Raw genomic sequence first — 22,134 nt, forward strand, 5'->3', positions numbered from 1 at the left:
GAGCTCAACGTCGAGCCGATGTTTCCTCAGACACCCAAGGCCACAAAGGATCGCGCCATGACCGACAGAACTCACAGGCTTCTCGCCAACACGCCTCGTCGAACGTACCGAGCCGCGCCTCTGCTCGCCGCGGCGTTCATGATGGGCTGCACCGCCGCGTCGACCGAGGCGGACGACGCGGCCCCTCTCGCCCAGCCCTCGGCTGGCGGCGGGCTGCGCTTCGCGAGCGAGCACGACGCGCTCGGGTGGGTCGCCAGGCGGGCCGAAGAGCTCGAGATGGGCCCAGTGGCGGTCGAACGAGACGAGGGCGGCCAGCTCATCAAGGTGGCCGGCGTGTCGATCGGCTCGCCCGACGAGATCGCCGCGGCGAAGGCGGGCTTGATCGGCGAGCTGGGTGGTGAAGACCATGCGGTCGAGATCGCGGGGGAGCGCTATCTCCTGGAAGGCCAGGAGTCCGGGGTGTTCGCCGCGGTCGCCCACTGCAACGGCGGCCTCTGCACGAATGACGAGTCGTTCAAGAACGACTACGTGTTGTATCGAGAGCTCGGCAGCCGAACCTCGGTGACGTCAGGGGGGTTCGAGACCCGGCGCCAGACGATCCAGGGCCGCGGAGAGTACGAGTGCGTGGACCTGCCGGGGCCCCTGCCCGTCAAATGCACCGGCTACTGCACGTATACGTCCAGCTGCCCTTCCGGTTTCACTGTGGAGAGCACCGCCGGCTACCCCACGTGCAGGACGACCTGCGTCGGCCAGGTGCGCAACGTGACGCTCTCGATCTCGATCGAGGGCTTCGAGTTCTTCGAGTCGAGCGGCATCCTCGTCCCCTCCATCCCGGCGCGAAGCGGCACGACCCACGACTCGAGCCTCGAGGTCAAATACTGGGAGTACGGCATCGGCATCGACTCCGTGATCTCCGACGCCGATGGGCTGTGCGGCTCACACTCGACGTCCGGCCCGGACGGCTTCGTCGTCGCCAAGAGCCACTGGGGCAGCGTGCCCACGGCGTGCCAGTAGGGTGCTGCAAGCACGGTCGCTGCTCGCTCACAGAACGCCGGTCCCTCGATCGCGAGCGACGCGCGCGGCCGCCCGGCGAGCGCGGTCGAGCCGCGCTCTTCAGGCCGCGTCGCTCACCGGTTCACGGACTGCATGCCGGGCTCCGGATAGCGGAGGCCGGCGGCCGCGCCCTTCGGCGCCACCGCCTCGAGGCGCCGCAGATCGGCCTCGCCGAGCGTGATCGCCTCCGCGGCGACGTTCTCCTCGAGGTAGGTGCGGCGCTTCGTGCCGGGGATCGGGACGATGAAGTCCCCTTGCGCGAGCACCCACGCGAGCGCGAGCTGCGACGCCTTCACGCCCTTCTCCCGCGCGACGCCCTCGACCTTCGCGACGAGATCGAGGTTCCGCTGGAAGTTCTCGCCCTGGAATCGCGGCGAGATGCGGCGGTAGTCGTCCGGCGCGAGATCCTCGAAGCGCCGGATCTGCCCCGTGAGGAAGCCGCGGCCGAGGGGGCTGTACGCGAGGAAGCCGATGCCTAGCTCGCGGCACGTGGCGAGCACGTCGTCCTCGGGATCGCGCGTCCAGAGCGAGTACTCCGTCTGCACCGACGCGAGCGGGTGCACGGCGTGGGCGCGCCGGAGCGTCGACGAGCTCGCCTCCGAGAGGCCGATCGCGCGCACCTTGCCGGCCTTCACGAGGTCCGCCATCGCGCCGACGCTGTCCTCGATGGGCGTCTTCGGATCCACGCGGTGCAGCTGGTAGAGATCGATCACATCGACGCGCAGGCGCCGCAGGCTCGCGTCGCACGCCGAGCGGATGTACTCCGGCGCGCCGTTGATGCCGCGGACCGTGACGTCGTTCGGGTCGCGGACAATGCCGCACTTGGTCGCGAGCACGACGCGATCGCGCCGGCCCGCGATGGCCCGGCCGACGAGCTCCTCGTTCGTGAAGGGACCATACATGTCCGCTGTGTCGAGCAGCGTGACGCCGAGCTCGATGGCACGGTGGATCGTTGCGATCGACTCGGCCTCATCGCGCTCGCCGTAGAAATCGCTCATGCCCATGCAGCCGAGGCCGAGGGCGGAGACCTGGAGAGTTCCGAGCTTGCGTGTGTGCATGGTTGGGCTCCTTGGCGCCGCGGAGAGGCGGCGGCGGACGCCACCGTAAGAGGTAGCGGGCGGCCGGAGTCAAGAGGCAGCCGGCGCGGCGGCGAACCGCCATGGCGGTTTTCTGCCTGTCCGGGGCAACTTCCCGCAGCAGCGCTAGAAGCCGTCCCTCGCCAGCAGCGCGCCCGTGCCCGTCGCAGCGAAGAGCCTCCCCTGCGCGCCCGCGAGCGCGCGCACGTCCTTCGCCTCTCCGATCGAGACCCATGGGCTCTCGTGGCGCACCGGCGCACGCCATGAGAGGCGCCCCTCCCCCGTGACCGAGTACACTTTCCCGTTGATCGCCGCCATGGCGACCACGCCCGCCGCGCGCCCGATGGGCTTCCAGGGGACATCGCCGCCCCGCGTGGGGCGCGTGAGCAAGAGGCCGCCGCTCGTCGCCGCGAACAGATCGAAATGGGTCGTGGCCATCGCCACGATACCGGGCCCAGCGCCGACCGGCCGCCAGACGACCTCCTCGCGCAAGGGCTCGCGGAAGAAGAGGCGCCCCTCGGCGGTCACAAGGAAGATCCCGATCGGCTGCTCCGCCTCGGCCTCGATCGGGCACGCCATGGCGACGACGCCGCGGGCCACCCCCGCGGACCTCCAGGGGAGGTTCTGGCTCGACGGCTCCCGCCACAGCAGCGCGCCGTCCTCGGTGGCCGCGAAGAGGAGGCCCTCGGCGCCCGTCATCGCCGCGATGCGCGGCGCGCTGCCCACCCGCTGCCAGCCGTGCTCGGGGTACCGGCGCGAGAGCTTCTCGAGCACATTGCGCGTGATGCGCTCGATCTCCGGAGCGGTCCCCCTGTCGAACGGGGCCGCCCAGTCGACGCTCGCGGCGGTGAACACCGTGCCTCCGCGGCGGTAGATGCCCATGGTCGCGAGCCCGCCTTGCCCCTGCGCCCGCCATTGCCGGAGATCGGCGACGGCCAGCACCACGAACGTCGGCGGCGTGCCTCCCAGCCCGGTCGCGCGCGCGATCCCGCCGACATCGACGATATCGGCCGCGTCCGTCTCGTAGCCGACCGAGCCTCTCCCGAAGGCATCTCCGAGCGCGAGCCCCGTGCCGTCGAAGACCCAGTGCTCGGGGAAATTCACCCGGTAGACCGCTTTCTTCTGCGCCTCCGGGTCGAGCCAGTTGCCGGCGCCGTACCGGTAGCCCACGCCCGTCATGTGATTCTCCGGGCGATCCACGGGGGCGTTGGCCCATTGCACGGTCACACGATCGTTGTCGATCCCCGCCAGCGGATCCTCGACGGCGTCGCGGTAGCAGACCATCGTGCGGCCCTGATCCTCGATGCGGACCTGCCAGTAGCACGTATTGCCGCTCAGGAACGCCACATTGCCGCCTGAGCGCACGAATGCCTCGACCGTATCACGCATCTCTCTGGACCAGTACTCGTCGTGGCCCGTGCTGACGAGGAGCTGAACACCTCGCAAGAGGTCGGGCTCCGCGTGCAGGTCCATGCTGGAGCAATAGTCGACCGCGATCTGCTCCCTCTCCAGCCAGCGCACGAGCGGCAGCGCGCTCTTCGCTTCCGTGCCGCCGGGGCGCTCGAAGGACACCCTCCTGGAGCGGTCCGGCGAGGCCCATGGATAGAGCCGGTTGCCACCCCAGCCATTGTAGGCCTCGTCGGTGAAGAACGGGATGCAAACGAGGATGCTCGCGCCAGGGGCGCGGGCTCTCACCACGAAGCGCAGCGACGCCTCCTCGCCATCCGTGTTCTTCAGGGTGGCCAGATAGACCCCGCTCGGCCAATCGGGAGGGACGAGCCATTCATGGGCGCATGGCCAGCCGCAGCCCACCGCGTAGGCGTCCGGCGGCGTCGCGTGGGCGCCTGCGGAAAACCTGACAGAAGCGCCGAGCGACGCGCGCGCCCCGATCCGCTCGATGGCCATCTGCACCGCGGGATCTGCCGCGGTGTTGCTCACGTGAAACCCGATCGCCTCTCCCTGCATGACCGATTTCCGCGCGGTATACGCGTCGATAGCCATGAGCCTCCTGCCCTTCCGCTTCCCCCGGGAGCAACGGGCGGGCCGCGGTCAGGCGTGCGGGGGGGTGACGGCTACGCCCGGAATCACCGCGCCAGGAATCACGGCTGTTCCGTGGAACGGAGTCCAAGCATTTCGGAAACGTCAAGCCCCGATCGCGGAACCTGCACCGGCACCTGCGCTGCCGCGCTCGCGGGCGACAGACCACGCTCGGATTCATCGGTCGCGCGATCATTTCTCTACCCCCGCTACTTCCGGAGCGGGAGCAGCGCGCGCAGCCGCTCGTCGCGCAGGAGCAGCCCGCCCCAGATCATCGCGGCGACGTACACAGGGAACAGGACGTGGCTGAACAGCGGGTTGTCGACGCGCACGTGCGTGGCGACGGCGCCGCCCAGGAAGCCCGTCAGCAGGATCGCGCCGAGCACGGAGGTGCGCGGGATCATGTAGGTGACGACGCTCGCCAGCAGGACGAGCCCGATGCCGCGGACCGAGCTCACGGGATAGCCGAGCTGCTCCGACCCCTCCAGCACCTGGGGCACCATCATCAGCTTCCCGATGCTGTCGAAGAGCAGGAACGCCACCGAGAGGCCGCTGAGGATCCGCCCGGCCCAGACCTTCTTGTTCGACACAACCACCGGCTCCACGTGCCGCTCCGACATCGAGGCGCTCGTCTCCATCGTCTCCTCCTGGCTCGCTCTGGACAGATCGGTCCTCCCGCCCCGGCGTCATGGCGGCGCGGCGCGGCCGATTCGATCCCTAGGACGCCGCGGCGGCGCCCGACTCATCGGTCGTCCGGAAGTTTTTTTCCTGGGCCGCGCTCGGCGGCGGCGCACGAGCGCCCGGAGCTCGGAGCGCTTGACTCACCAAGCACGCCGCCAGAGGCTCTGCGCCATGAGGGGCAGGAACAGGGCTGCAGCAGCGGCGATCTGGCTCTGGGCCGTTGCCACGGTTGCGCCTGGCGGCTGCGCGCAGAATATCCGCGCGGAGCAGGGCAACGGTGGGCAGAGCCCAGGGGCGGGCGGTGCAGGGGGCATGGCGGAGCCAGGACCGGCGACGTTGCACCCCGAGCGGCTGGTGCAGGGCTCGGTCGACAAGATCGACCTCCTCCTGGCGATCGACAACTCGGGCTCGATGGCCGACAAGCAGGACGTCCTCGCCACCGCGATCCCCGACCTCGTCCACGGTCTCGTCAACCCGCGCTGCATCCACGAGACCGGCGCGATGCCCCCGACCACGGTCGGCTCGCCGAACGACCCCTGTCCGCAGGACTACAAGCGTGAGTTCGCGCCGGTCAAGGACCTCCACATCGGCATCATCAGCTCGAGCCTCGGCGGCCACGGGTCGGGCGCCTGCCAGGGGACGACGAGCGTCTCGAACGTGGACATGGCGCACCTCCTCGCGCGCAGCAGCGAGGACCTCGCAGAAAACGACATCCCGACCTACCTCGACCGGGGCTTCCTGGCCTGGGATCCGGATCAGAAGCTCGATGGCGAGCCGGAGAGGCCGGGTCCGAACGACGGCGAGGCGGACATCAGCGTCGATTCGAACGCCGACCTCAACGACACGTCGCTGGTCGGGCAGCTCACCGCCATGGTCAGGGGCACGGGGCAGACCGGCTGCGGCTTCGAGGCGCAGCTCGAGAGCGTGTACCGCTTCCTCGTCGACCCGGAGCCCTACGAGACGATCAGCGTCGACCCGGCCACCGAGTACATCGTCGTCACCGGCGAGGATGCCGTCGTCAAGAAGCAGCGCGCCGACTTCCTGCGGCCGAGCTCCCTCCTCGCGATCCTCATGCTCACCGACGAGAACGACTGCTCGATCCGCGAGGAGGGCATGGACTACCTCGTCGCAGAGACCGCGCCGGGCTTCCGGATGTGGCGGCCGCGCGCCGAGTGCGCCCAGGACCCGGGCAACACGTGCTGCAGGTCGTGCCGCCAGGATCAGACGGGCTGCACCGAGGACCCGGCGTGCACAGGCCCGGACGGCGACGCGGCCAGGCTGACCGCCGCGGAGGACCCGGTCAACTCTCGCTGCTGGGACCAGAAGCGCCGGTTCGGCTTCAACTTCCTCTATCCGATCGACCGCTACCGGCGCGCCTTCACCGAGGCGGAGATCCCGAACCGCAGGGGCGAGCTGGTCCCGAACCCGATCTTCAGCGATCTGAACCCGGACGACCTCGACCACGGCATCCGCGATCCCGGGCTCGTCTTCTTCGCCGGCATCGTCGGCGTGCCATGGCAGGACATCGCGCGCCAGAACGCGCAAGGCCAGCCCGACCTGCTGAACGGCCTCAACCAGGACGGCGAGCCGGTCGGTGGGCTCAAGAACGCCGACGAGCTCAGCGCTCCGCTGCTCGACGGCGCCTACAGCAGCACCTGGGAGCTCATCCTCGGCGATCCCGCGAAGTACCAGCGGCCGAAGGATCCCTTCATGGTCGAGTCGATGAAGCCTCGCTCGGGCACGAACCCGATCACCGGCGACACGATCGTCCCGCCGCAGGAGACCGGCTGGAACGCCATCAACGGCCGCGAGTACACGATCCCGGCGGAGAGCACGGGGGACCTCCAGTACGCTTGCATCTTCGATCTCCCCAGGGACGCGGTGAAGAGCTGCGATGGGCAGGCTCAGAGCTGCGACTGCAGAGCGGTGGGGGGTCAGCCGACCGACAACCCGCTGTGCGAGCCGGAAGCGGGGAACGACCAGGAGGATCCGGGGCCCAGGTCGACGACGCAGATCAAGGTGAAGGCCTATCCGAGCCTCCGCGAGCTGCAGCTCATCCGGGAGCTCGGCCCCCAGGGCATCGTCGGCTCGGTGTGCCCGCGCCAGCTCACGGACGCCAACGCGGCCGACTTCGGCTACCGGCCGGCGATCGGCGCTGTCATCGAGCGTCTGAAGACGGGGCTCGACAGCCGGTGCCTGCGGCGCACGCTGACGCCCGAGGCTGGAGGGGAGGTCGCCTGTCTGATCCTCGAGGCGCGCAACTCGCAGGGCGCGTGCAGCTGCGCAGACATCCCGGCGCGCGCCGACGTCACGGAGGAGCACGCGGCGGCGAAGGAAGAGGTGCTCGCCGATCCGATCGCAGCGGCCGCCGGCTGGGATTGCGTGTGCGAGATCGAGCAGCTCGCAGGCGCAGAGGGCGAGGCGTGCAGGCATGACGCGAGCGACGATGTCGAGACGGGCGGCGAGCCGGTACACGGGTGGTGCTACGTCGACCCGGCGAACGGCCGCGGCGACCCGGCCATCGTCGCCAGCTGCCCGGCAGACGAGCGCCGCAAGATCCGGTTCGTCGGCAGGGGTGAAGCCCAGCAGGGGGCCACGCTGTTCATCGCCTGCCCCGGCGAGTAGGCCGTCCGCGTCCACCGGGAACAGGACGCGGCTGGTCGTTCGAGCTACGTCTCGGGCCGCAAGGGCAGGCCCGAAGAGCGGGCGTCGTCCGCGTCGAACGCGGAGCCGAGCATCCGGTAACAGTGGCCTGTCAGCTCCTGCCGGTGCTGCTCCAGGCGCAACTCCATCTCGCCGGGAGGGAGGTTGGCTGCGGGCGTGGAGAGCTCCATGGCCTCAGCTGACCTTCGTGGGCGGGTTGCGGAGCCAGCCGAGGGGGAGGCGGGTCGCAGGATCGATGTCTCCCTGAAACTTCGGCCCGCAATAGACCTCGGTGACCTCGATGGTCCCGACGAGATGCCGGTTGAACTCCTCCAGCTCCTCGGCGGGCACCCAGAGCTCCTCGTGGGAGCGTCCGCCCGCGATCTGCACAGGATACCTGCGGGCAAAATCGTCCTCGACCTCGAACCGCGTCACCCACCCCGCGAACCCGGAGGTCTCATCGGCGGTGTTCCAGTCGCGGGCGATCTTGCGCGCGTACTCCTCCGTCAGCACCGGATAGAAGATCGGCTGATGCGACAGGCGCGGCGGGAACGCTCGATAGCCGGCCTCTGCGATGAGCCGGAGCTCGGCGAGGCCCACGGGTCGGTACAAGATCATCGTCGTCTCTGCTTCCTTTATACCCCCGCTGGACGTGGATCTCAGCGTCCGTCGACCGGAGCCGACGCTGCGACCTCGATGCGATGCGCGGAGGCTCACACCAGCGGCCGCGCGCGGCCCCTGCCCACGGGCGGGTGGTGGCGGGCCGGCGCCGAGCGAGGTGCCGTGGGCCACGGCCGCGCCCGCTGAAAAAAGATCGAGGGGCGCGTAGGGAGGGCGGCCCGGGGCTCGTCTCACGAACAGAAGCCGGCAAGAACACGCTGGCCCTTGCACCAAGGAGCACGACCCAATGACCCTCGCCCTCTTCTCCCACAAGACCCACACCGCGCTCCGTCGCCTCGTCCTCGGCAGCTTCCTTGCCGCGGCCGTCCTCGCCGGCGGCGGAGCGGCCTACGCGGCGAACGACGCGGGTGGCACGGGGAGCAAGCCGGCGCCGCACCAGGGCCAGGGCAAGGACGCCCGCCGCCAGCACGGCCCCAAGGACCCGGCTCGCCTCATCAAGCGCTTCGACAAGAACGGCGACGGCAAGCTGACCGTCGCTGAGCTCCCCGAGAAGGCGCAGAAGCGGCTCGGCAAGGCCGACACCAACAACGACGGCTCCCTGTCGGCCGAGGAGCTCAAGGCGCACGCCGAGCTGCGCATGAAGGACCGGGCGGCGAAGCACAAGGCGCGCTTCGCCAAGAAGGACAAGAACGGCGACGGCTTCCTCACCAGGGACGAGGTGGGTGACAAGCGCTGGGAGCGGGTCAAGGCGGCGGATGCGAACCGCGACGGCAAGGTCAGCGCCGACGAGCTGCGCGCGGCGCGCCCCGCGCACAAGCCGCCCGCAGCGCGGTAGCTCCAAGGAGAGCGCGCGACGCGGACAGCGGTGGCCGGCCTGCTCCGTTCATGGCTCCGGCGCGGACCGGAGCAGCTCATCGCCGAGCGCTCGCAGCGCGCTCTCCAGCGCCGGCAGGTCGCTCCCCTCGATCTCCCAGTCCTTCCGGCTGTAGTACTTCGCCGCGCCCCGCGGAGCGCCGCTCAGATCGAGGCAGTAGTCGAAGCCCTTCACGTCGCACGGCCGCGCATCGAAGGCGACCTCGTGCCTCGATTTGTCCTGCGGGAAGAGCAGCTGCACCTTGTCGTTGCCGCGGAGCTCGTAACGAAACAGGGCAAACGAGCCCTCGTACTGAGACGAACGCCGGAAGATGCCGATCGGCTCGTCGGCGAGCAGCACGACGAGCTCGACAAGGTCCGTGTCGCCTTTCGGAAGCCGCTCGATCCAGACGCGGCCTACCAGCGTCTTCGGGTCGGAAACGCGCGAGCTCAGGAGCCCGTAGCCGGCTGCGACCGCCGCGAGGGCGATCGCCGTGACCGTCATCATCCTGGAAACGCGGTTCATGGGCGGCATCCTACCCCTTGCAGGGCCGCGCGGGGCCCGAGATCGAGGCCCGCGGTCCGCCTGCCGCGGCGCCGCGATCCGCGGCACGCCGGCGAGCGCCGGCGATCAAGAGCCGAGCGGCGCGCCGCAGCGATCGCAACCCTTCGATCGGTACGAGTGCTTCGCCTCGCAGTTCAGGCAGTGCTTCGGCAGGAAGTAGAGCAGCGCCAGGCCGATGCAGGTGCCCAGCCCGACGATCCCCCACGCGCCGCTCCGGCCGCGCATCTTCGCGTAATACACGAGGGCGGTGATGAACAGGGCGACGCCGAGGAGCGAGATGGCAGCGTTGTCCGTCGCGCGACCTACCGATTGCAGCACGATCCCCGGCAACCCGAAGAGGAAGCTCAAGGTGCTGAAGCGACTCAGCTTCTTCTGGATCTCGAGGCGCCGCTCCGGGCTGATCTGCTCGACGCTCGCGGCGTGAGGCTCGATGGATGCGGTCGGAGGTGCATAAGGGTTCATGCGTTCGTCCTTCTCGGCGCGGTTTCGCAGGGCGCCGCGCGACGGGACTCCGAGGTTATGCGCCTTCGCCGACCCGGAACAGCAGGATCCTCCTGCCGGGCTGCCTCTCCTGGAAAAGATCGCGGGGCGCGTAGGGAGGGCGGAACGGGGGGCAAGCCGGCGCCGCACCAGGGCCAGGGCAAGGACGCCCGCCACCCGCTGAGCGCCGACGCGCTGCGGGCGGCGCGCCCCGCGCGCAAGCCGCCGGCGGCGGTAGCTCCGAGGCGAACGACGAAGCTTCGAGGTACCCCCACCGCGCCAGGCGCCCGTCAGCGGCGCGGCGCGGAATCCTCGCTCGGCCCCGTCTCCTCGCCCGGCGCTGTCTCCTCGCCAGCGCTCGCTGCGGCCGCGGCGCCGCGCTTCCTCGGGCGCTTCGGAAAGAGCGGGAGCTGCCGCTCCAGCACCTGGCTCCGCCAGGCGAGCAGGGTCTGCGCGCGCCGGCGCGCCGTCTCCTTCCCAATGCCCGCGGTGAAGCGGAAGATGCGCCGCGCGAGCGCCTCCCGCGTCGGCGCCGCGGGCTCGAAGAGATCCGGCGCGACCTCCTTCACGACCTCGCACGCGAAGATCGCGCGCCGCAGGTGCGTCCGCTCGTCGGCAGAGCCGGACGAGGTGGCGAGAAGCTCGCGTGCCGTGGGCGTGATCGAGGCGCCGTCGTCGCCGAGCCAGCCGAGGACGCGGGCAGCGGCGAGCGCATAGCCGACGTGGCGCAAGGAGATGCCCGTTTGCTCGGAGATCCGCTCCTTCTCGGTCACCCCTCCCGAGAGCGCCTCCAGCACGCGCCGCACGTTCGCGAGGTTGTCGGCCTGGGGGATCTCGGCGCTGTGCAACAGGCGGGTCGTCGGCATGGGCAGCAAGGAACCCCCGGCGCCCGGCCGGGAGACAACACCATAGCGCGCCGAGGCACGGCGTGGGTCTCGAAGACGCCCGCCGGGGCCGGGCGCGCCGTCGCCGCACCTCTCCAGCGCGCACGCCGCGCCGGCCGGGCCGTGGGCGCCTGGTCCCTGTGCCAGAGCTGTCTGCGCCTGGCACACGTGGCGCAGCGCGCTGGCGAGCACGCTCGGGAAAGCGCCCGGATTGCGCGGAGCGGCGATGGAACGGTTGCTGCCACGTCTGCCAGGGCCGACGCTCGCGTCGAGCCCGCCGCGGCCCTCCGGGACATCGCGCCTGAAGGAGGCAGCGCTCCGGCTCTCCCCTTTGCAGCGCCCTCGCGTGCTCCAGGTGCTCCCCATGAGATCTTTCCTTCGCGCATTGACCCGCTGGCAAGCGACTCCCGTGCTCACCCTTGCGCTGCTGTGTCTCCACTGCGGCTCGAGCGTCGAGGCGGACGCGATGGGCGGCGGCGGCTCCACCGGCGAGGGCGGCGGCGGTAGCTCCACCAGCGAGGGGAGCGTCGACAGCACCTCGACCGGCGAGGGCGGCGGCGGAAGCTCGAATGGATCGGGCGCTGGCGGCTCCACAGGGGAAGGCGGCGGAACCTCCGCTGGAGAAGGCGGCAGCTCCACGGGGGAAGGCGGCGGCGGCGGCTCCACGGGGGCGGGCGGCGGCGGCGGGTGCCGCCTGCCGACCGACCCCGCGGTGTTCGAGATAGGGACCGGCGAGACCTGCTTCGAGAGCATCGAGGAGGGCGCCACGCTCCCGGTGATCACCGGGCCCCAGGGGGGATATCACCTCTGGTTCGCCGTCGGCTGCAGCGATTGCGGCACGAGGGTCCGTGTGCGGTACAGCGTCAAGGACCCTGCGACCGGGGACCTGTTCCCGCCGGGCGTGCCGCAGGAGGGGATGGTCGAGCTCCTCCCCGGGGAGTTCCCGCACGCGTTCGGGCTCATCGCGTTCCTCCCCGGAAGGCAGTGGCAGCCGGACACGGTGCTCAAGGAGGGGACCCACGTGATCCTCGCGGCGGAGGCGCGCAACGACGACGGCTCGACGAAGCATACGGCGCAGGTGGAGGTCGTCCTCGGCGCCACCGTGGCCTGGGGGCTGCCGTGCAGCGACGATCCGGCGACCTGCGACGCGCCCGGCGGGGCGCCGTGCTGCACCGATTGAGCGATGCGTCCGGACAGCACGAAGGCGACCGTCCACCACGGGGTCAAGCGGCGGCGGACAGCGGAGCCCGTGTTCGGTGCGCCCGATGCGGGTTCTCCCGACTTGTCGGACACCCTTCGTGTGCCATTCCATCGCCATGTCTGCACCTGGTACGGCTGCTCCGAAGACGACGAAGAAGCGCGATGGCAAGCCCAACGTGCTCATCCTCTGGGGAGACGACATCGGCATCTGGAATATCAGCTTCCATAGCCGCGGGATGATGGGGTATCGCACGCCGAACATCGATCGCATCGCGGAGGAGGGGCTCGCCTTCACCGACTACTACGGTCAGCAGAGCTGCACCGCTGGCCGAGCCGCGTTCATCACCGGCCAGAACCCGATGCGCACCGGGCTCACCAAGGTGGGGATGCCCGGCGCCGAGGTCGGCCTCCGGCCCGAGGACCCGACGATCGCCGAGCTCTTGAAGCCGCTCGGCTACGTGACCGGGCAGTTCGGCAAGAACCACCTCGGCGACCGGGACGAGCACCTGCCCACGCACCACGGCTTCGACGAGTTCTACGGCAACCTCTACCACCTGAACGCCGAGGAAGAGCCGGAGCACCCCGACTACCCCAAGGATCCAGCGTTCCGCAAGCGGTTCGGGCCGCGGGGAGTGCTCCACTGCTTCGCCGACGGCCGCATCGAGGACACCGGCCCGCTCACGCGGAAGCGGATGGAGACCATCGACGACGAGATCACGGACCGGTGCCTCGAGTTCCTCGAGCGCGCCCACCGCGACGGAAACCCCTTCTTTGTCTGGTACAACACCACTCACATGCACTTCCGCACGCACCCGAAGCAGAATGTCCGCGGGAAGAGCGGCCAGGGCGACTACAACGATGTGATGGTCGAGCATGACGAGTACATCGGCAAGATCCTCTCCAAGCTCGACGAGCTCGGGATCGCCGACGACACCATCGTCCTGTACTCGACGGACAATGGGCCCCACTTCAACACCTGGCCGGACGCCAGCATCACCTGCTTCCGCAGCGAGAAGAACACGAACTGGGAGGGCGCGTTCCGCGTGCCGGCGTTCGTGAGGTGGCCCGGGAAGATCCCGGCCGGGACGGTGCTCAACGGGATCGTCTCCCACCAGGACTGGCTGCCGACGCTGCTCGCCGCCGCGGGCGTCCCCGATATCAAGGAGAAGCTCCTCCGCGGCCACGAGGCCGGCGGCAAGAAGTTCGAGGTGCACATCGACGGCTACGACATGCTCCCCTACTTCACCGGGAATGTGGCGGAGAGCCCGCGAAAGGAGTTCTTCTACGTGGGCGACGACGGCGATCTGCTGGCCATTCGTTATGACGACTGGAAGCTCGTCTTCATGGAGCAGCGCGCCACGCGCTTGCAGCTCTGGGCCGAGCCCTTCGTCCAGCTGCGGATTCCGAAGATCTTCAACCTCCGTCGCGACCCGTTCGAGCGGGCCGACGAGGGCTCGAACACGTACTGGGACTGGGTCCTCGACCACGTGTTCCTCGTCGTGCCCTGCCAGGCGTACGTCGCGAAGCTCCTCGAGTCGTTCGAGCGGTTTCCTCCCCGGCAGAAGCCGGCGGCGTTCAACCTCGACCGCGTGATGGAAAAGCTCGTTCAGAACCGCATCCATGGAGACTGATGGCGGGGCGACCCCGCCCTTCCCGCCGCCGCCGCGCGTCTCGCGGCGAAGCCCCGCGAGTTCGAGCGAGACCCCCACGACCTCTTGACGCCGGCTCGCTCGGCATGGCGCGCCGAGCGGCGGCGGCATGGATCAGAAGACGACGGCGCCGGGCGAGCAATACTGGTCGAGGAGGGGCGAAGGCGTCGCCGACACGTTGGCGTCGTCCACGTAGTACACGGCCGGCCCGCCGATCGTGTAGATATAGACCTCGTTGTTGAACGACGTGCCGCAGGTCTGGAGGTACTCCCACTTTCCGGTCTGCGTCGAGGTCCTGGTGGTATAACCCGTCCCGCCGCTGCCGAGCCCTATCGTCACCTGCCCCGTCACGGTATAGACCCAGACGCTGAACCGCAGGTAGGCGTTGTTCGGCGGCGGGCTGGCGGATGTCCAGTACTGCTGGGCGATGCCGCCGTTGGTCGTCGTCGCCGACACGAGGAGGCTGCGCTTGTTGGCGGTGTGCACGACGTCGGTCTTGAGCCATGTCGCGATGGCGCCGTAGTTCAGGTCATTGCTCGTGGCAGGCCAGGAGTCCGCCGCGGTGCCCCAGCCGGCGAACCATGACGCGTTGGCGTTGCCATGATCGATGAAGCCCGACGGAATGCCGGCCTGCGCGTTCTCGAAGCCGGGGTTAATAAGCAGGTTGACGATCGGGAGCTGGAGGAGGACGAGGGACTGTGCGCCGCCGGAGCCGACAACGATCTCCGCGGAAGACTTCCCGGCGGGGCTCAGCGCCTGCTGGGCGAGGGCGTCCGCGTCCGGCGCGGTGTTCTGCGCGCCGATGCCTTCGGACGGCTGCACCTCCGCCGGGGCGCGGGCTGCCTCGGGGAAGGCGGCGGCCTCCTCGACGTCCATGTGCCCCTCGTCGTGAGGTTCGGAGTCCGAGACGCAACCGACGAGGGCGAAGGGAACAACAAGGCTGCTGAGGATGAATGCGGTAGATTTCATGACGGGTTCTCTCCGTTCGGGGATTGATGGATCGACGGACTGTCCTTCCTCCTGAGCACGCAGCGTGCCGGCTCGACGGGCATGGATTTGCGGTGATCTTGAGCGGGCGCTCGTGGAGCGAGCGCCGGAACGGGAGCACGCCGACAGCCCTGCTAAAATGCTCCAGGCGCCGGTGTGGAGGCTGTGGCCTGGAGGCCAGGACCTCCAGGCGCAGAGGCGTGCCCCTCCAGAGGCCGCGCCGACGGTGCTGCCTGCAAGCGAACTCCGCGTAGATGGCGGGCGCGCTGCGCTGGAACGTGCTGTGGCGCCGTCGGGCGTCAGCTCGGCGGGAGCAGGGGGTCAGCCCGGCGGGAGCAGGGCGAGCAGCGCTCTGGCGGCGACCTTCTTGTCGAGGACAAGCACGCTCCGGATCAGCCTTGCGCTCCCCGTGAGCTTCTCGCCCAGCGCCTCGCCGGCGATCTCGAGCCGGCAGGCCAGGAGGCGCTGGGGGTAGCGGGAGAGGAGCGCGTCGCAGTCGCGATAGAAGCGGGTGCTGCCGTCGCTCGCGAGAAAGAGGATGCGGGACGCGCGGGCGTTCCGCGGGCTCTCCGGGGCCCGCCTGGCCGCGGCGTCCAGCCCCTTCTGCTCCCTGGCGAGCTTGTCGGCGATGAGCTCGAGGCCGTGGCAGGCGTGCTCGGCCGCGAGCGCGCCGCGGAGCTCCGCCGCCAGGGCGTCGGTCATCGGGAGCGTCGCCACCTGGTTCCGGCCGCTCTCCCACAAGAGACCCGCATGCTTGGTGAGGAGCTCGGACACCGCGTCATGGCGCGGATCGGCGACGAGATCTTTCGGCAGCTTGAGCACAGGCACCTCTGCGCGCACCCTACCAGACCCGGCGCTCGGCGACGACCGCCGCGCCTCCCGCGCGCGGGCCCGTCGGACCGGGCCAGCCCTTCCGTGGGCTCGCGCGCTCGGCATTCCAGAGCTTTCAGCGGAAGCCCGGACCGCTCGAGGATTTCCCTCGCCATCGCTGCCTCAGCCACAGCACCTGAAGGACGCATCCTGCCACCACAGGCAGTACAGGAGAACACGTCGACCTGATAGGCAGCTCGCTTGCCCCAGGTGTGGGACGACGCTCGACGGCTGGCAAGGAGAGGACGGTCCCTGCAGCCTCTTCGAATGGGTGCAGGGGGTGCCTTCGTCGCCGCGGCAGCGCGTCGACGAGGAGTGCGCGTTGTCGGCGTCCGACCGCGAGCGCTTCCGGCTGCCCGAGCACTTCGAGATTTATACCGAGTGCGCGCAGTGCCGTGCCTGGATCGAGGCCGAGGGCTCCTGCGAGGGCGACGTGTGGAGCCGCGTCGAGATCGTCGCCCCTCTCGAGAGCCTGGCCCTGGGCAGGAGGTGATCCGCTGCCGACATGGTCAACAACGCAATCGTGACCTCGGGCGAGCTCAACGGTGCGCTGGCGCGGCTCCGGCAGCACCGTCTAGTCTGGGATACCGATGTGTTCGTGCTCACCGAATCGGCCCAAAATCTGCCGCAATCGGGCGGCCACCTGAAGAGAGTGCAGCGTCTCTGCGAGGCGCTCAAGGTCAAGAGCGGGAGTTCCGGTGCGCCATATCGCTTCCCACCAGATGTCGAGCCGTTCGTCTCCGAGGCTGACCACAGGTGTGCGTTGGATTCGTGCTTGAAGAGGACGCGTGGGCTCGCATGATAGTAGTTGGGCGGATGAGCATGTCTACTGGAGCGAACCATGAGCGCCGAGAAGGAACGCGGTTGACCAGTCGACCGCTTGTTAGGCATCATATGGGCAGGGAGGGTTCGCATGTCTTCTACTGACACTCCTAAGTATTGGTTTCCCGCCAAGCGCTACGGTTGGGGGTGGGGCCTGCCCTCTGCATGGCAAGGCTGGGTCGTCCTCCTCATCTATTTCGCGTTAGTCCTTGGCGGCATTCCGTTCATTCGCGCTACAAGGGGGATCGTTGTCTACATCATCTACGTATCTGTCCTCACAGCGGCCTTGATCGCCATCTGCTGGCTCAAGGGTGAACCTCCCCGCTGGCGGTGGGGAAACGATGATGCCTAAGCCGTCGCCGTGGACCCGGCGCGCCGGCCCCCCTTGGCTCCTTGATCGATAGGCTTTAACCAGGACCTTTTTCATGGCGCCGATCATTCCCAATCCAGACAAGATCAAGAGCTTCCCCACCGAGGCGGCATTCGAAGGCTGGATGGCCGCGAACCACGCCCGCGAGACCGAGCTGTGGCTGAAGATTCACAAGAAGGACTCGGGCGTGCCGACGGTGACCTACGCGCAGGCGCTGGACGTGGCCCTGTGCTGGGGGTGGATTGACGGCATCCGGAAATCCTTCGACGAGGTCTCGTTTCTGCAGCGGTACACCCCTCGCAAGGCGAGGAGCGTCTGGAGCCAGATCAACAGGGATCACATCGCTCGGCTCACAGCGGCCGGCCGGATGACCCCGCACGGCCAGCGGCAGGTCGACGCCGCGAGGGCAGATGGCCGCTGGGAGGCCGCCTACGCCCCCATCCGCCGCGCGACCGAAGCCACCCTTCCCGACGACCTTCGCGCGGCCATCGAGGCGAACCCACGGGCACGCAAGACGTTCCAGACCCTCGGACGCCAGAACATCTTCGCGCTGGCGTTTCGCATGAGCAACGTGAAGACGCCCGCCGGGCGCGCGAAGAAGATCGAGACGCTGGTGGCGATGCTGGCGCGCGGTGAGACCATCGTGCCGGAAGGGCGGCGCTGACCTCGGTCAGCGCGCGCGGCTCCCCTCCAATGAGCGTGCAACGTGTTGCCTACGTGGTTCTCCGGTGCGCGGACCTCGAGCGCTCGCGGCGGTTCTACGAAGGCCTTGGCCTGCGCTTGTCACCGGAGCAACACGGCAACGGACCGAAGCACTACTCGTGCGACGTGGGTGGGATGATCCTCGAGCTCTATCCGCTCTCGGACAGGCCGACGTCCGGTCTCCGCCTGGGGCTCGTCGTCTCCGACCTCGATCGGATCCTGGAGTCGCTCCGAGCGCTGGGCGCGGTGGTCGGCGCCGTCGGCTCCGATGGCAGCTCGCCGGTGACGGTCATCGATCCCGATGGCCATCGGATCGCCCTGGAACAAGAACGCTGAGCCGCTCCAGGGCAAAGCCGGGGAGCGGGCGCGGCACCTCACGAGCCGCCCCCGCCCCTCCTCGCTGGGCGACGAGCCACCCGTCGCGACCAGCGCGCGGAACTTGGCCCTCCCGCGCGCCCCCTGGCATCTCCGCGGGGTGCGATCGCGTCTCTTCCTCGCGCTCGCCGCCGCGATCGCCGTCGGGATCGCGCCGGCGACGGCATCTTCGGCCCCGCCGGGCGTCCGAAAGCTCCACGTCGAGGCCGGCGCGGTCCACGCGACGGTCGGCGCGTCGGGCAAGCAGGTGCGCCTCACGCTCGATCCCGAGCTCCAGCGCGCCGCCGAGCGCCTCCTCGCCCGCTCCGGCGCCCCCGAGGGCGCCATCGTCGCCTCCGACGTCCGCACCGGCCGCATCCTCGTGTGGGCGAGCCGCGGAGACCGGGACTACGTCGCCACCCCGCTCGCCCCGAGCGCGAGCCTCTTCAAGATCGTCACCGCGGCGGCGCTGCTCGAGGGCCGCAAGGTGAACATCGCGACGCCCGTCTGCTACACGGGCGGCATGAGCGCGATCACCGCGGCCGATCTGGAGGGCCGCGGCGCCACCTGCACCGTCTTCGGCGAGGCGCTCGGCCGCAGCATCAACGGCGTCTTCGCCCGCCTCGCAGGCCAGCACCTCACGGCCGACGACCTGCGCAACAAGGCCCGCGACCTCGGCTTCGACGGCGAGGTGCCCATCGACATCCCCGTCGCGCCGAGCACCGCCCACGTCCCGGCCGACGGGCTCGGCCTCGCCCGCGCCGCCGCGGGCTTCTGGAGTGGGCGGCTCAGCCCGCTCGGCGCGCTGTTCGCCATGCAGACGATCGCCAACGACGGCGAGCGCGTCCGCCTCTCGCTGCTCGCGCCGCCGGGCACGCACGACGCGCAGGACCGCCGAGACGCGGGCGCCCTCGCGCCGCGGAGCTCCGACGGCCGCGGCCTCCGGGCCGACGTCGCGCGCACCCTCCGGTCGATGCTCGAGGTCACGACGCGGCGGGGCACCTGCGCCAAGGCGTTCCGCAAGCCCGACGGCACCCGCGCCCTCGGCGCCATGCCCGTCGCCGCCAAGACCGGCACGCTGGTCGGCGGCAGCCCGTCGCGGATGTTCTCGTGGTTCGCCTCGTTCGCGCCGTCGGATCGCCCCGAGATCGCGGTCTCCGTGATGCTGGCCAACGACATCGCGTGGCGCACCAAGGCGAACCTCGTGGGGCGCGAGCTGCTCGAGATCTACTTCGGCCGGAGACGCCCGGGGCCCGTCGCCCGGCGTCGCTGAGGCGCCGAGCCCCGCTGACGGGCGGCCCGGGGCTGGGTTACGCTGCAACGACCCCCCATGAACGCCCGAGACCGCATCCCCCTCCTCCTCGAGCAACTACGCCAGGAGTACCCCGACGCGCGTTACGAGCTCGACTGGAAGACGCCGCTCGATCTGCTCGTCGCGACCATCCTGGCCGCGCAGTGCACGGACGAGCGCGTCAACCGGGTGACCGCCACGCTCTTCCCGAAGTACCCGACGGCGCAGGCGTACGCCGACGCGCCCACGGCGGAGCTCGAGGAAGAGCTCAAGCCGACCGGCTTCTACCGCCAGAAGACGAAGACGGTGCAGGCCGCGTGCAAGGAGCTCGTCGCGCGCTTCGGCGGCGAGGTGCCCGCGACCATGGCCGGGCTCACCTCGCTGCCGGGCGTGGCCAGGAAGACGGCGAACGTCGTGCTCAACACGGCGTTCGACATCCCCTCGGGGATCATCGTCGACACCCACGTCGCTCGCCTCAGCGGGCGCATCGGCCTCTCGAAGCGCGAGAAGCCCGAGCAGATCGAGGAGGATCTGATGAAGATCGTGCCGAAGGACCAATGGACGTTCTTCGGCCCTGCCCTGGTGCTGCACGGCCGCTACACCTGCGTCGCCAGGAAGCCGAAGTGCGGGGAGTGCCGGATGAGCGAGTTCTGTCCGAAGGAAGGGGTCTGAACGAGAGATGAAGATCGATCTACCTGCCTCGTGGGAGCGCGTGCTCGCCGGAGAGCTCGAGCAGCCGTACTTCAAGAAGCTGGCGCGCTTCGTCGAGGACGAGCGGAAGGCGCACCAGGTGTTTCCGGCGGAGGAGGACGTCTTCGCCGCGTTCAAGCTCACGCCGTACGAGAACGTCCGCGTGCTGCTCCTCGGCCAGGATCCGTACCACGACGACGGGCAGGCCCACGGGCTGTGCTTCTCCGTGCGCTCGGGCATCACGCCGCCGCCGTCGCTGGCCAACATGTACAAGGAGGCGGTCTCGGATCTGCCGGGCTTCACGATCCCGAGGCACGGCTGCCTCACCACGTGGGCGACCCAGGGGGTGCTGCTGCTGAACACCGTGCTCACCGTCCGGGCGCATACGCCCAACTCCCACAAGAACCAGGGCTGGGAGTCGTTCACCGACGCGGTCATCAAGAAGGTCAACGACAGGCCCGACGGGGTGGTGTTCGTGCTCTGGGGCGGCTACGCACAGAAGAAGGCGAAGCTCATCGACGCGAAGCGCCACACGGTCATCAAGACGGCGCATCCCTCGCCGCTGTCGGCGAGGAACGGCTTCTTCGGCAGCAAGCCGTTCTCGACCATCAACAGCGCCCTCCGCGCCCGCGGCACCGACGAGATCGACTGGCGGCTCCCGGAGTCGGCGTAGCGCCGCGATGACGCGGCGGAAGCGCTCCCTGCCGCTCGCCCCCGGGACGCGGTACACCCCCGCCGTCCTCGAGGGGATCGCCGACGGGGAGCGCGCCGCGCTCGCGCTGTCGCTCGCCGCGCGCACCGAGGCCGGCGCGGTGTCGGCCGCGGCCTCGGCGCTCGCGCGGGCCGAGGCGCTGCAGGGGGCGTCGGTCGCCGCCGAGCCGCCCGATCGGCCCATCGCCTGCAAGGCCGGCTGCGCGACCTGCTGCGTCAGCAAGGTGCTCGTGCTGGCGCCGGAGGTGCTCCGCATCGCGGCCCACCTGCGCGCCACGCGGAGCCAGGCGGAGCTCGCCGCGCTGGAGGAGCGCGTCCGCGCCGCCGACGCGGCGACGCGCGGGCTCTCCCGCCTGGAACGCGCCGAGGCCGGCGTCCCCTGCCCGCTGCTCGACGAGCGCGGCGCCTGCTCGATCCACGCCGTCCGCCCGATCGTGTGCGCGGCCTGGGGCTCCCTCGACGCCGCCGCGTGCGAGCGCCACTTCGCCGCGCCCGCGTCCGTGCCCACGGCGCCGATGCACCGCCCGGGATACGAGGTCGCCAACGCCGTCCTCGCCGGGCTGGGATGGGCTGCGAAGGAGCAGGGCCTCGACGCCGCGCCGCTCGAGCTGATCGCGGCCCTGCGCATCGCGCTCGAGCGCCCGAACGCCGGCGAGCGGTGGCTCGCGCGCCTCCCTGTCTTCGCCGCGGCCCGCGACGCCGAGTGGCAGGAGGATCGGCGGCGCGAGGGCTGATCGCGCGCCGCGGTCGGCCCGCGTCATCTGGGCGCTCGCGGTCCGAGAAATCCGTTTAGGCTAGCGTGCCGTGGGGGCCGCCGCCGGTCGGCGCCTCGCGACGGAACACATGTCTAAGGAGACGCGATGAAGATCTACGGACATCCCATGAGCACGTGTACGCGCAAGGTCCTGACGGTGCTCGCCGAGAAGGGCCAGGAGGCGCAGTTCGTGCTCGTCGACCTGATGAAGGGCGCGCACAAGCAGCCCGAGCACCTCGCGCGCCACCCCTTCGGCGTGATCCCGGTGCTCGAGGACGAGGACTTCACGCTCTACGAGTCGAGGGCGATCATGCGTTACCTCGATCACAAGCTTCCGGGAGCTTCGCTGACGCCGACCGAGCTCAGGGCCAGGGCGCTCATGGATCAGTGGCTCAGCGTGGAGCAGTCGTACTTCGGCACGCCGGCGGTCAAGATCTGCTTCCAGCGGGTCTTCCTGCCGATGCAGGGCAAGCCGGGCGACGAGGCGATCGTCGATGCGTCCAAGGCCGAGGTCTCGAAGGCGCTCGACGCGGTCGAGAAGGCGCTGGCCGGCCACGAGTACCTCGCGGGATCGAGCTACTCGCTGGCCGACATCTCGTGGATGCCGTACCTCCAGTGTCTCGTTGTGTCGAAGCTCGGGGAGCTCATCACCGATCGGCCGAACGTCGCGGCGTGGTGGAAGCGGATCAGCGAGCGGCCTGCCTGGGTGAAGGTGTCGTCCTGACGCCTGCCGGCCTGCCCTGAGCGGGCGTCTTCCACGATAGAGCGGAAGATCCGCCGCGAGCACATTTACGCGTGGAGCTCCGCGCTCATCACGAAAACGACGCTCCAGGCTGCGGCGC

Annotated in this window: 25 protein-coding genes; 15 read left to right on the plus strand and 10 right to left on the minus strand. The window is 69.9% G+C overall.

The features are described 5' to 3' along the window. The first annotated feature begins 57 nt into the window (after positions 1–57). A complete protein-coding gene (locus WME97_RS25700) occupies positions 58–1,014 on the plus strand; it encodes a hypothetical protein (protein ID WP_437540883.1) in 957 nt (318 codons plus the stop codon). Positions 1,015–1,127: 113 nt separating this feature from the next. Here the strand turns inward: WME97_RS25700 and WME97_RS25705 are convergent, their stop codons facing one another. The 3 genes from WME97_RS25705 to WME97_RS25715 all read right to left on the minus strand — a co-directional run bounded on the left by WME97_RS25705 (position 1,128) and on the right by WME97_RS25715 (position 4,804). Next, positions 1,128–2,111, minus strand: coding sequence for an aldo/keto reductase (locus WME97_RS25705; protein ID WP_437540885.1), 984 nt, complete (start codon positions 2,109–2,111; stop codon positions 1,128–1,130). Between the two features lie 144 nt (positions 2,112–2,255). Further along, positions 2,256–4,130: a N,N-dimethylformamidase beta subunit family domain-containing protein gene (locus WME97_RS25710; protein WP_437540887.1), complete on the minus strand. Its 1,875-nt coding sequence runs from the start codon at positions 4,128–4,130 to the stop codon at positions 2,256–2,258. A 245-nt stretch (positions 4,131–4,375) separates the two neighbouring features. Next, positions 4,376–4,804 carry a DoxX family protein gene (locus tag WME97_RS25715; RefSeq protein WP_437540889.1) on the minus strand — a complete coding sequence of 143 codons (429 nt, stop codon included), beginning with the start codon at positions 4,802–4,804 and terminating at the stop codon, positions 4,376–4,378. 214 nt (positions 4,805–5,018) lie between these two features. On the opposite strand from WME97_RS25715, the gene WME97_RS25720 reads away from it, so the two are divergent. Then, positions 5,019–7,472 carry a hypothetical protein gene (locus WME97_RS25720; protein ID WP_437540891.1) on the plus strand — a complete coding sequence of 818 codons (2,454 nt, stop codon included), beginning with the start codon at positions 5,019–5,021 and terminating at the stop codon, positions 7,470–7,472. A gap of 44 nt (positions 7,473–7,516) precedes the next feature. On the opposite strand, the gene WME97_RS25725 is transcribed toward WME97_RS25720, so the two are convergent. Both WME97_RS25725 and WME97_RS25730 read right to left on the minus strand, forming a co-directional pair. Continuing rightward, the gene (locus WME97_RS25725) at positions 7,517–7,681 is read right to left on the minus strand and encodes a hypothetical protein (RefSeq protein ID WP_437540892.1); all 165 of its coding nucleotides are present in this window, start codon (positions 7,679–7,681) and stop codon (positions 7,517–7,519) included. 4 nt (positions 7,682–7,685) lie between these two features. After that, positions 7,686–8,108 (minus strand): ADP-ribosylation/crystallin J1, encoded by a 423-nt coding sequence (locus WME97_RS25730; protein WP_437540894.1) that lies wholly within the window; start codon positions 8,106–8,108, stop codon positions 7,686–7,688. A 289-nt stretch (positions 8,109–8,397) separates the two neighbouring features. On the opposite strand from WME97_RS25730, the gene WME97_RS25735 reads away from it, so the two are divergent. Then, positions 8,398–8,946: an EF-hand domain-containing protein gene (locus WME97_RS25735; protein WP_437540896.1), complete on the plus strand. Its 549-nt coding sequence runs from the start codon at positions 8,398–8,400 to the stop codon at positions 8,944–8,946. A gap of 48 nt (positions 8,947–8,994) precedes the next feature. Here WME97_RS25735 and WME97_RS25740 read toward each other — a convergent pair whose 3' ends face one another. From WME97_RS25740 to WME97_RS25750, 3 genes are all read right to left on the minus strand, one after another. Continuing rightward, positions 8,995–9,489, minus strand: coding sequence for a hypothetical protein (locus WME97_RS25740; RefSeq protein WP_437540898.1), 495 nt, complete (start codon positions 9,487–9,489; stop codon positions 8,995–8,997). Positions 9,490–9,594: 105 nt separating this feature from the next. Further along, complete coding sequence (locus tag WME97_RS25745; RefSeq protein WP_437540900.1) at positions 9,595–9,990, minus strand: hypothetical protein; 396 nt, start codon at positions 9,988–9,990, stop codon at positions 9,595–9,597. Between the two features lie 308 nt (positions 9,991–10,298). Then, positions 10,299–10,874, minus strand: a complete 576-nt coding sequence (locus tag WME97_RS25750) for a hypothetical protein (protein ID WP_437540902.1) — start codon at positions 10,872–10,874, stop codon at positions 10,299–10,301. A gap of 382 nt (positions 10,875–11,256) precedes the next feature. Here WME97_RS25750 and WME97_RS25755 point away from each other — a divergent pair, with 382 nt between their 5' ends. Both WME97_RS25755 and WME97_RS25760 read left to right on the plus strand, forming a co-directional pair. Beyond that, the gene (locus WME97_RS25755; protein WP_437540904.1) at positions 11,257–12,072 is read left to right on the plus strand and encodes a hypothetical protein; all 816 of its coding nucleotides are present in this window, start codon (positions 11,257–11,259) and stop codon (positions 12,070–12,072) included. A gap of 136 nt (positions 12,073–12,208) precedes the next feature. Then, positions 12,209–13,723 (plus strand): arylsulfatase, encoded by a 1,515-nt coding sequence (locus WME97_RS25760; protein ID WP_437540906.1) that lies wholly within the window; start codon positions 12,209–12,211, stop codon positions 13,721–13,723. A gap of 132 nt (positions 13,724–13,855) precedes the next feature. On the opposite strand, the gene WME97_RS25765 is transcribed toward WME97_RS25760, so the two are convergent. Together WME97_RS25765 and WME97_RS25770 are read right to left on the minus strand one after the other, a co-directional pair. Beyond that, positions 13,856–14,710 (minus strand): hypothetical protein, encoded by an 855-nt coding sequence (locus WME97_RS25765; RefSeq protein WP_437540908.1) that lies wholly within the window; start codon positions 14,708–14,710, stop codon positions 13,856–13,858. Positions 14,711–15,049: 339 nt separating this feature from the next. Then, positions 15,050–15,556, minus strand: a complete 507-nt coding sequence (locus WME97_RS25770; protein ID WP_437540910.1) for a hypothetical protein — start codon at positions 15,554–15,556, stop codon at positions 15,050–15,052. Between the two features lie 364 nt (positions 15,557–15,920). Between WME97_RS25770 and WME97_RS25775 the strand changes: the two genes are divergently transcribed. The 10 genes from WME97_RS25775 (at position 15,921) to WME97_RS25820 (ending at position 22,016) form a co-directional block, all read left to right on the plus strand. After that, positions 15,921–16,091 carry a hypothetical protein gene (locus tag WME97_RS25775; protein WP_437540912.1) on the plus strand — a complete coding sequence of 57 codons (171 nt, stop codon included), beginning with the start codon at positions 15,921–15,923 and terminating at the stop codon, positions 16,089–16,091. Between the two features lie 12 nt (positions 16,092–16,103). Continuing rightward, the gene (locus tag WME97_RS25780; RefSeq protein WP_437540913.1) at positions 16,104–16,400 is read left to right on the plus strand and encodes a hypothetical protein; all 297 of its coding nucleotides are present in this window, start codon (positions 16,104–16,106) and stop codon (positions 16,398–16,400) included. A 111-nt stretch (positions 16,401–16,511) separates the two neighbouring features. Further along, positions 16,512–16,772 (plus strand): hypothetical protein, encoded by a 261-nt coding sequence (locus WME97_RS25785; RefSeq protein WP_437540915.1) that lies wholly within the window; start codon positions 16,512–16,514, stop codon positions 16,770–16,772. Between the two features lie 73 nt (positions 16,773–16,845). After that, a complete protein-coding gene (locus WME97_RS25790) occupies positions 16,846–17,454 on the plus strand; it encodes a YdeI/OmpD-associated family protein (RefSeq protein ID WP_437540917.1) in 609 nt (202 codons plus the stop codon). A gap of 35 nt (positions 17,455–17,489) precedes the next feature. After that, positions 17,490–17,828, plus strand: coding sequence for a VOC family protein (locus tag WME97_RS25795; protein ID WP_437540919.1), 339 nt, complete (start codon positions 17,490–17,492; stop codon positions 17,826–17,828). Between the two features lie 139 nt (positions 17,829–17,967). Further along, positions 17,968–19,119 carry a penicillin-binding transpeptidase domain-containing protein gene (locus WME97_RS25800; RefSeq protein WP_437540921.1) on the plus strand — a complete coding sequence of 384 codons (1,152 nt, stop codon included), beginning with the start codon at positions 17,968–17,970 and terminating at the stop codon, positions 19,117–19,119. 57 nt (positions 19,120–19,176) lie between these two features. Next, positions 19,177–19,809, plus strand: coding sequence for an endonuclease III (nth, locus tag WME97_RS25805; protein ID WP_437540923.1), 633 nt, complete (start codon positions 19,177–19,179; stop codon positions 19,807–19,809). Between the two features lie 7 nt (positions 19,810–19,816). After that, positions 19,817–20,500: a uracil-DNA glycosylase gene (ung, locus tag WME97_RS25810; RefSeq protein ID WP_437540925.1), complete on the plus strand. Its 684-nt coding sequence runs from the start codon at positions 19,817–19,819 to the stop codon at positions 20,498–20,500. Positions 20,501–20,507: 7 nt separating this feature from the next. Continuing rightward, positions 20,508–21,272: a YkgJ family cysteine cluster protein gene (locus tag WME97_RS25815; RefSeq protein WP_437540927.1), complete on the plus strand. Its 765-nt coding sequence runs from the start codon at positions 20,508–20,510 to the stop codon at positions 21,270–21,272. 126 nt (positions 21,273–21,398) lie between these two features. After that, a complete protein-coding gene (locus WME97_RS25820) occupies positions 21,399–22,016 on the plus strand; it encodes a glutathione S-transferase family protein (protein ID WP_437540928.1) in 618 nt (205 codons plus the stop codon). The last annotated feature ends 118 nt before the right edge of the window (positions 22,017–22,134 follow it).

Origin of the sequence: Sorangium sp. So ce367 (genome assembly GCF_051520455.1) — a bacterium.
Taxonomy (GTDB): Bacteria; Myxococcota_A; Polyangia; order Polyangiales; family Polyangiaceae; genus Sorangium; species Sorangium cellulosum_B.

Excerpts from the sequence above, each read along its gene's own strand:
- WME97_RS25700 (WP_437540883.1), top strand. The coding sequence starts at position 58 with ATGACCGACAGAACTCACAGGCTTCTCGCCAACACGCCTCGTCGAACG.
- WME97_RS25705 (WP_437540885.1), bottom strand. The coding sequence starts at position 2,111 with ATGCACACACGCAAGCTCGGAACTCTCCAGGTCTCCGCCCTCGGCCTC.
- WME97_RS25710 (WP_437540887.1), bottom strand. The coding sequence starts at position 4,130 with ATGGCTATCGACGCGTATACCGCGCGGAAATCGGTCATGCAGGGAGAG.
- WME97_RS25715 (WP_437540889.1), bottom strand. The coding sequence starts at position 4,804 with ATGGAGACGAGCGCCTCGATGTCGGAGCGGCACGTGGAGCCGGTGGTT.
- WME97_RS25720 (WP_437540891.1), top strand. The coding sequence starts at position 5,019 with ATGAGGGGCAGGAACAGGGCTGCAGCAGCGGCGATCTGGCTCTGGGCC.
- WME97_RS25725 (WP_437540892.1), bottom strand. The coding sequence starts at position 7,681 with ATGGAGCTCTCCACGCCCGCAGCCAACCTCCCTCCCGGCGAGATGGAG.
- WME97_RS25730 (WP_437540894.1), bottom strand. The coding sequence starts at position 8,108 with ATGATCTTGTACCGACCCGTGGGCCTCGCCGAGCTCCGGCTCATCGCA.
- WME97_RS25735 (WP_437540896.1), top strand. The coding sequence starts at position 8,398 with ATGACCCTCGCCCTCTTCTCCCACAAGACCCACACCGCGCTCCGTCGC.
- WME97_RS25740 (WP_437540898.1), bottom strand. The coding sequence starts at position 9,489 with ATGAACCGCGTTTCCAGGATGATGACGGTCACGGCGATCGCCCTCGCG.
- WME97_RS25745 (WP_437540900.1), bottom strand. The coding sequence starts at position 9,990 with ATGAACCCTTATGCACCTCCGACCGCATCCATCGAGCCTCACGCCGCG.
- WME97_RS25750 (WP_437540902.1), bottom strand. The coding sequence starts at position 10,874 with ATGCCGACGACCCGCCTGTTGCACAGCGCCGAGATCCCCCAGGCCGAC.
- WME97_RS25755 (WP_437540904.1), top strand. The coding sequence starts at position 11,257 with ATGAGATCTTTCCTTCGCGCATTGACCCGCTGGCAAGCGACTCCCGTG.
- WME97_RS25760 (WP_437540906.1), top strand. The coding sequence starts at position 12,209 with ATGTCTGCACCTGGTACGGCTGCTCCGAAGACGACGAAGAAGCGCGAT.
- WME97_RS25765 (WP_437540908.1), bottom strand. The coding sequence starts at position 14,710 with ATGAAATCTACCGCATTCATCCTCAGCAGCCTTGTTGTTCCCTTCGCC.
- WME97_RS25780 (WP_437540913.1), top strand. The coding sequence starts at position 16,104 with ATGGTCAACAACGCAATCGTGACCTCGGGCGAGCTCAACGGTGCGCTG.
- WME97_RS25785 (WP_437540915.1), top strand. The coding sequence starts at position 16,512 with ATGTCTTCTACTGACACTCCTAAGTATTGGTTTCCCGCCAAGCGCTAC.
- WME97_RS25790 (WP_437540917.1), top strand. The coding sequence starts at position 16,846 with ATGGCGCCGATCATTCCCAATCCAGACAAGATCAAGAGCTTCCCCACC.
- nth (WP_437540923.1), top strand. The coding sequence starts at position 19,177 with ATGAACGCCCGAGACCGCATCCCCCTCCTCCTCGAGCAACTACGCCAG.
- ung (WP_437540925.1), top strand. The coding sequence starts at position 19,817 with ATGAAGATCGATCTACCTGCCTCGTGGGAGCGCGTGCTCGCCGGAGAG.
- WME97_RS25815 (WP_437540927.1), top strand. The coding sequence starts at position 20,508 with ATGACGCGGCGGAAGCGCTCCCTGCCGCTCGCCCCCGGGACGCGGTAC.
- WME97_RS25820 (WP_437540928.1), top strand. The coding sequence starts at position 21,399 with ATGAAGATCTACGGACATCCCATGAGCACGTGTACGCGCAAGGTCCTG.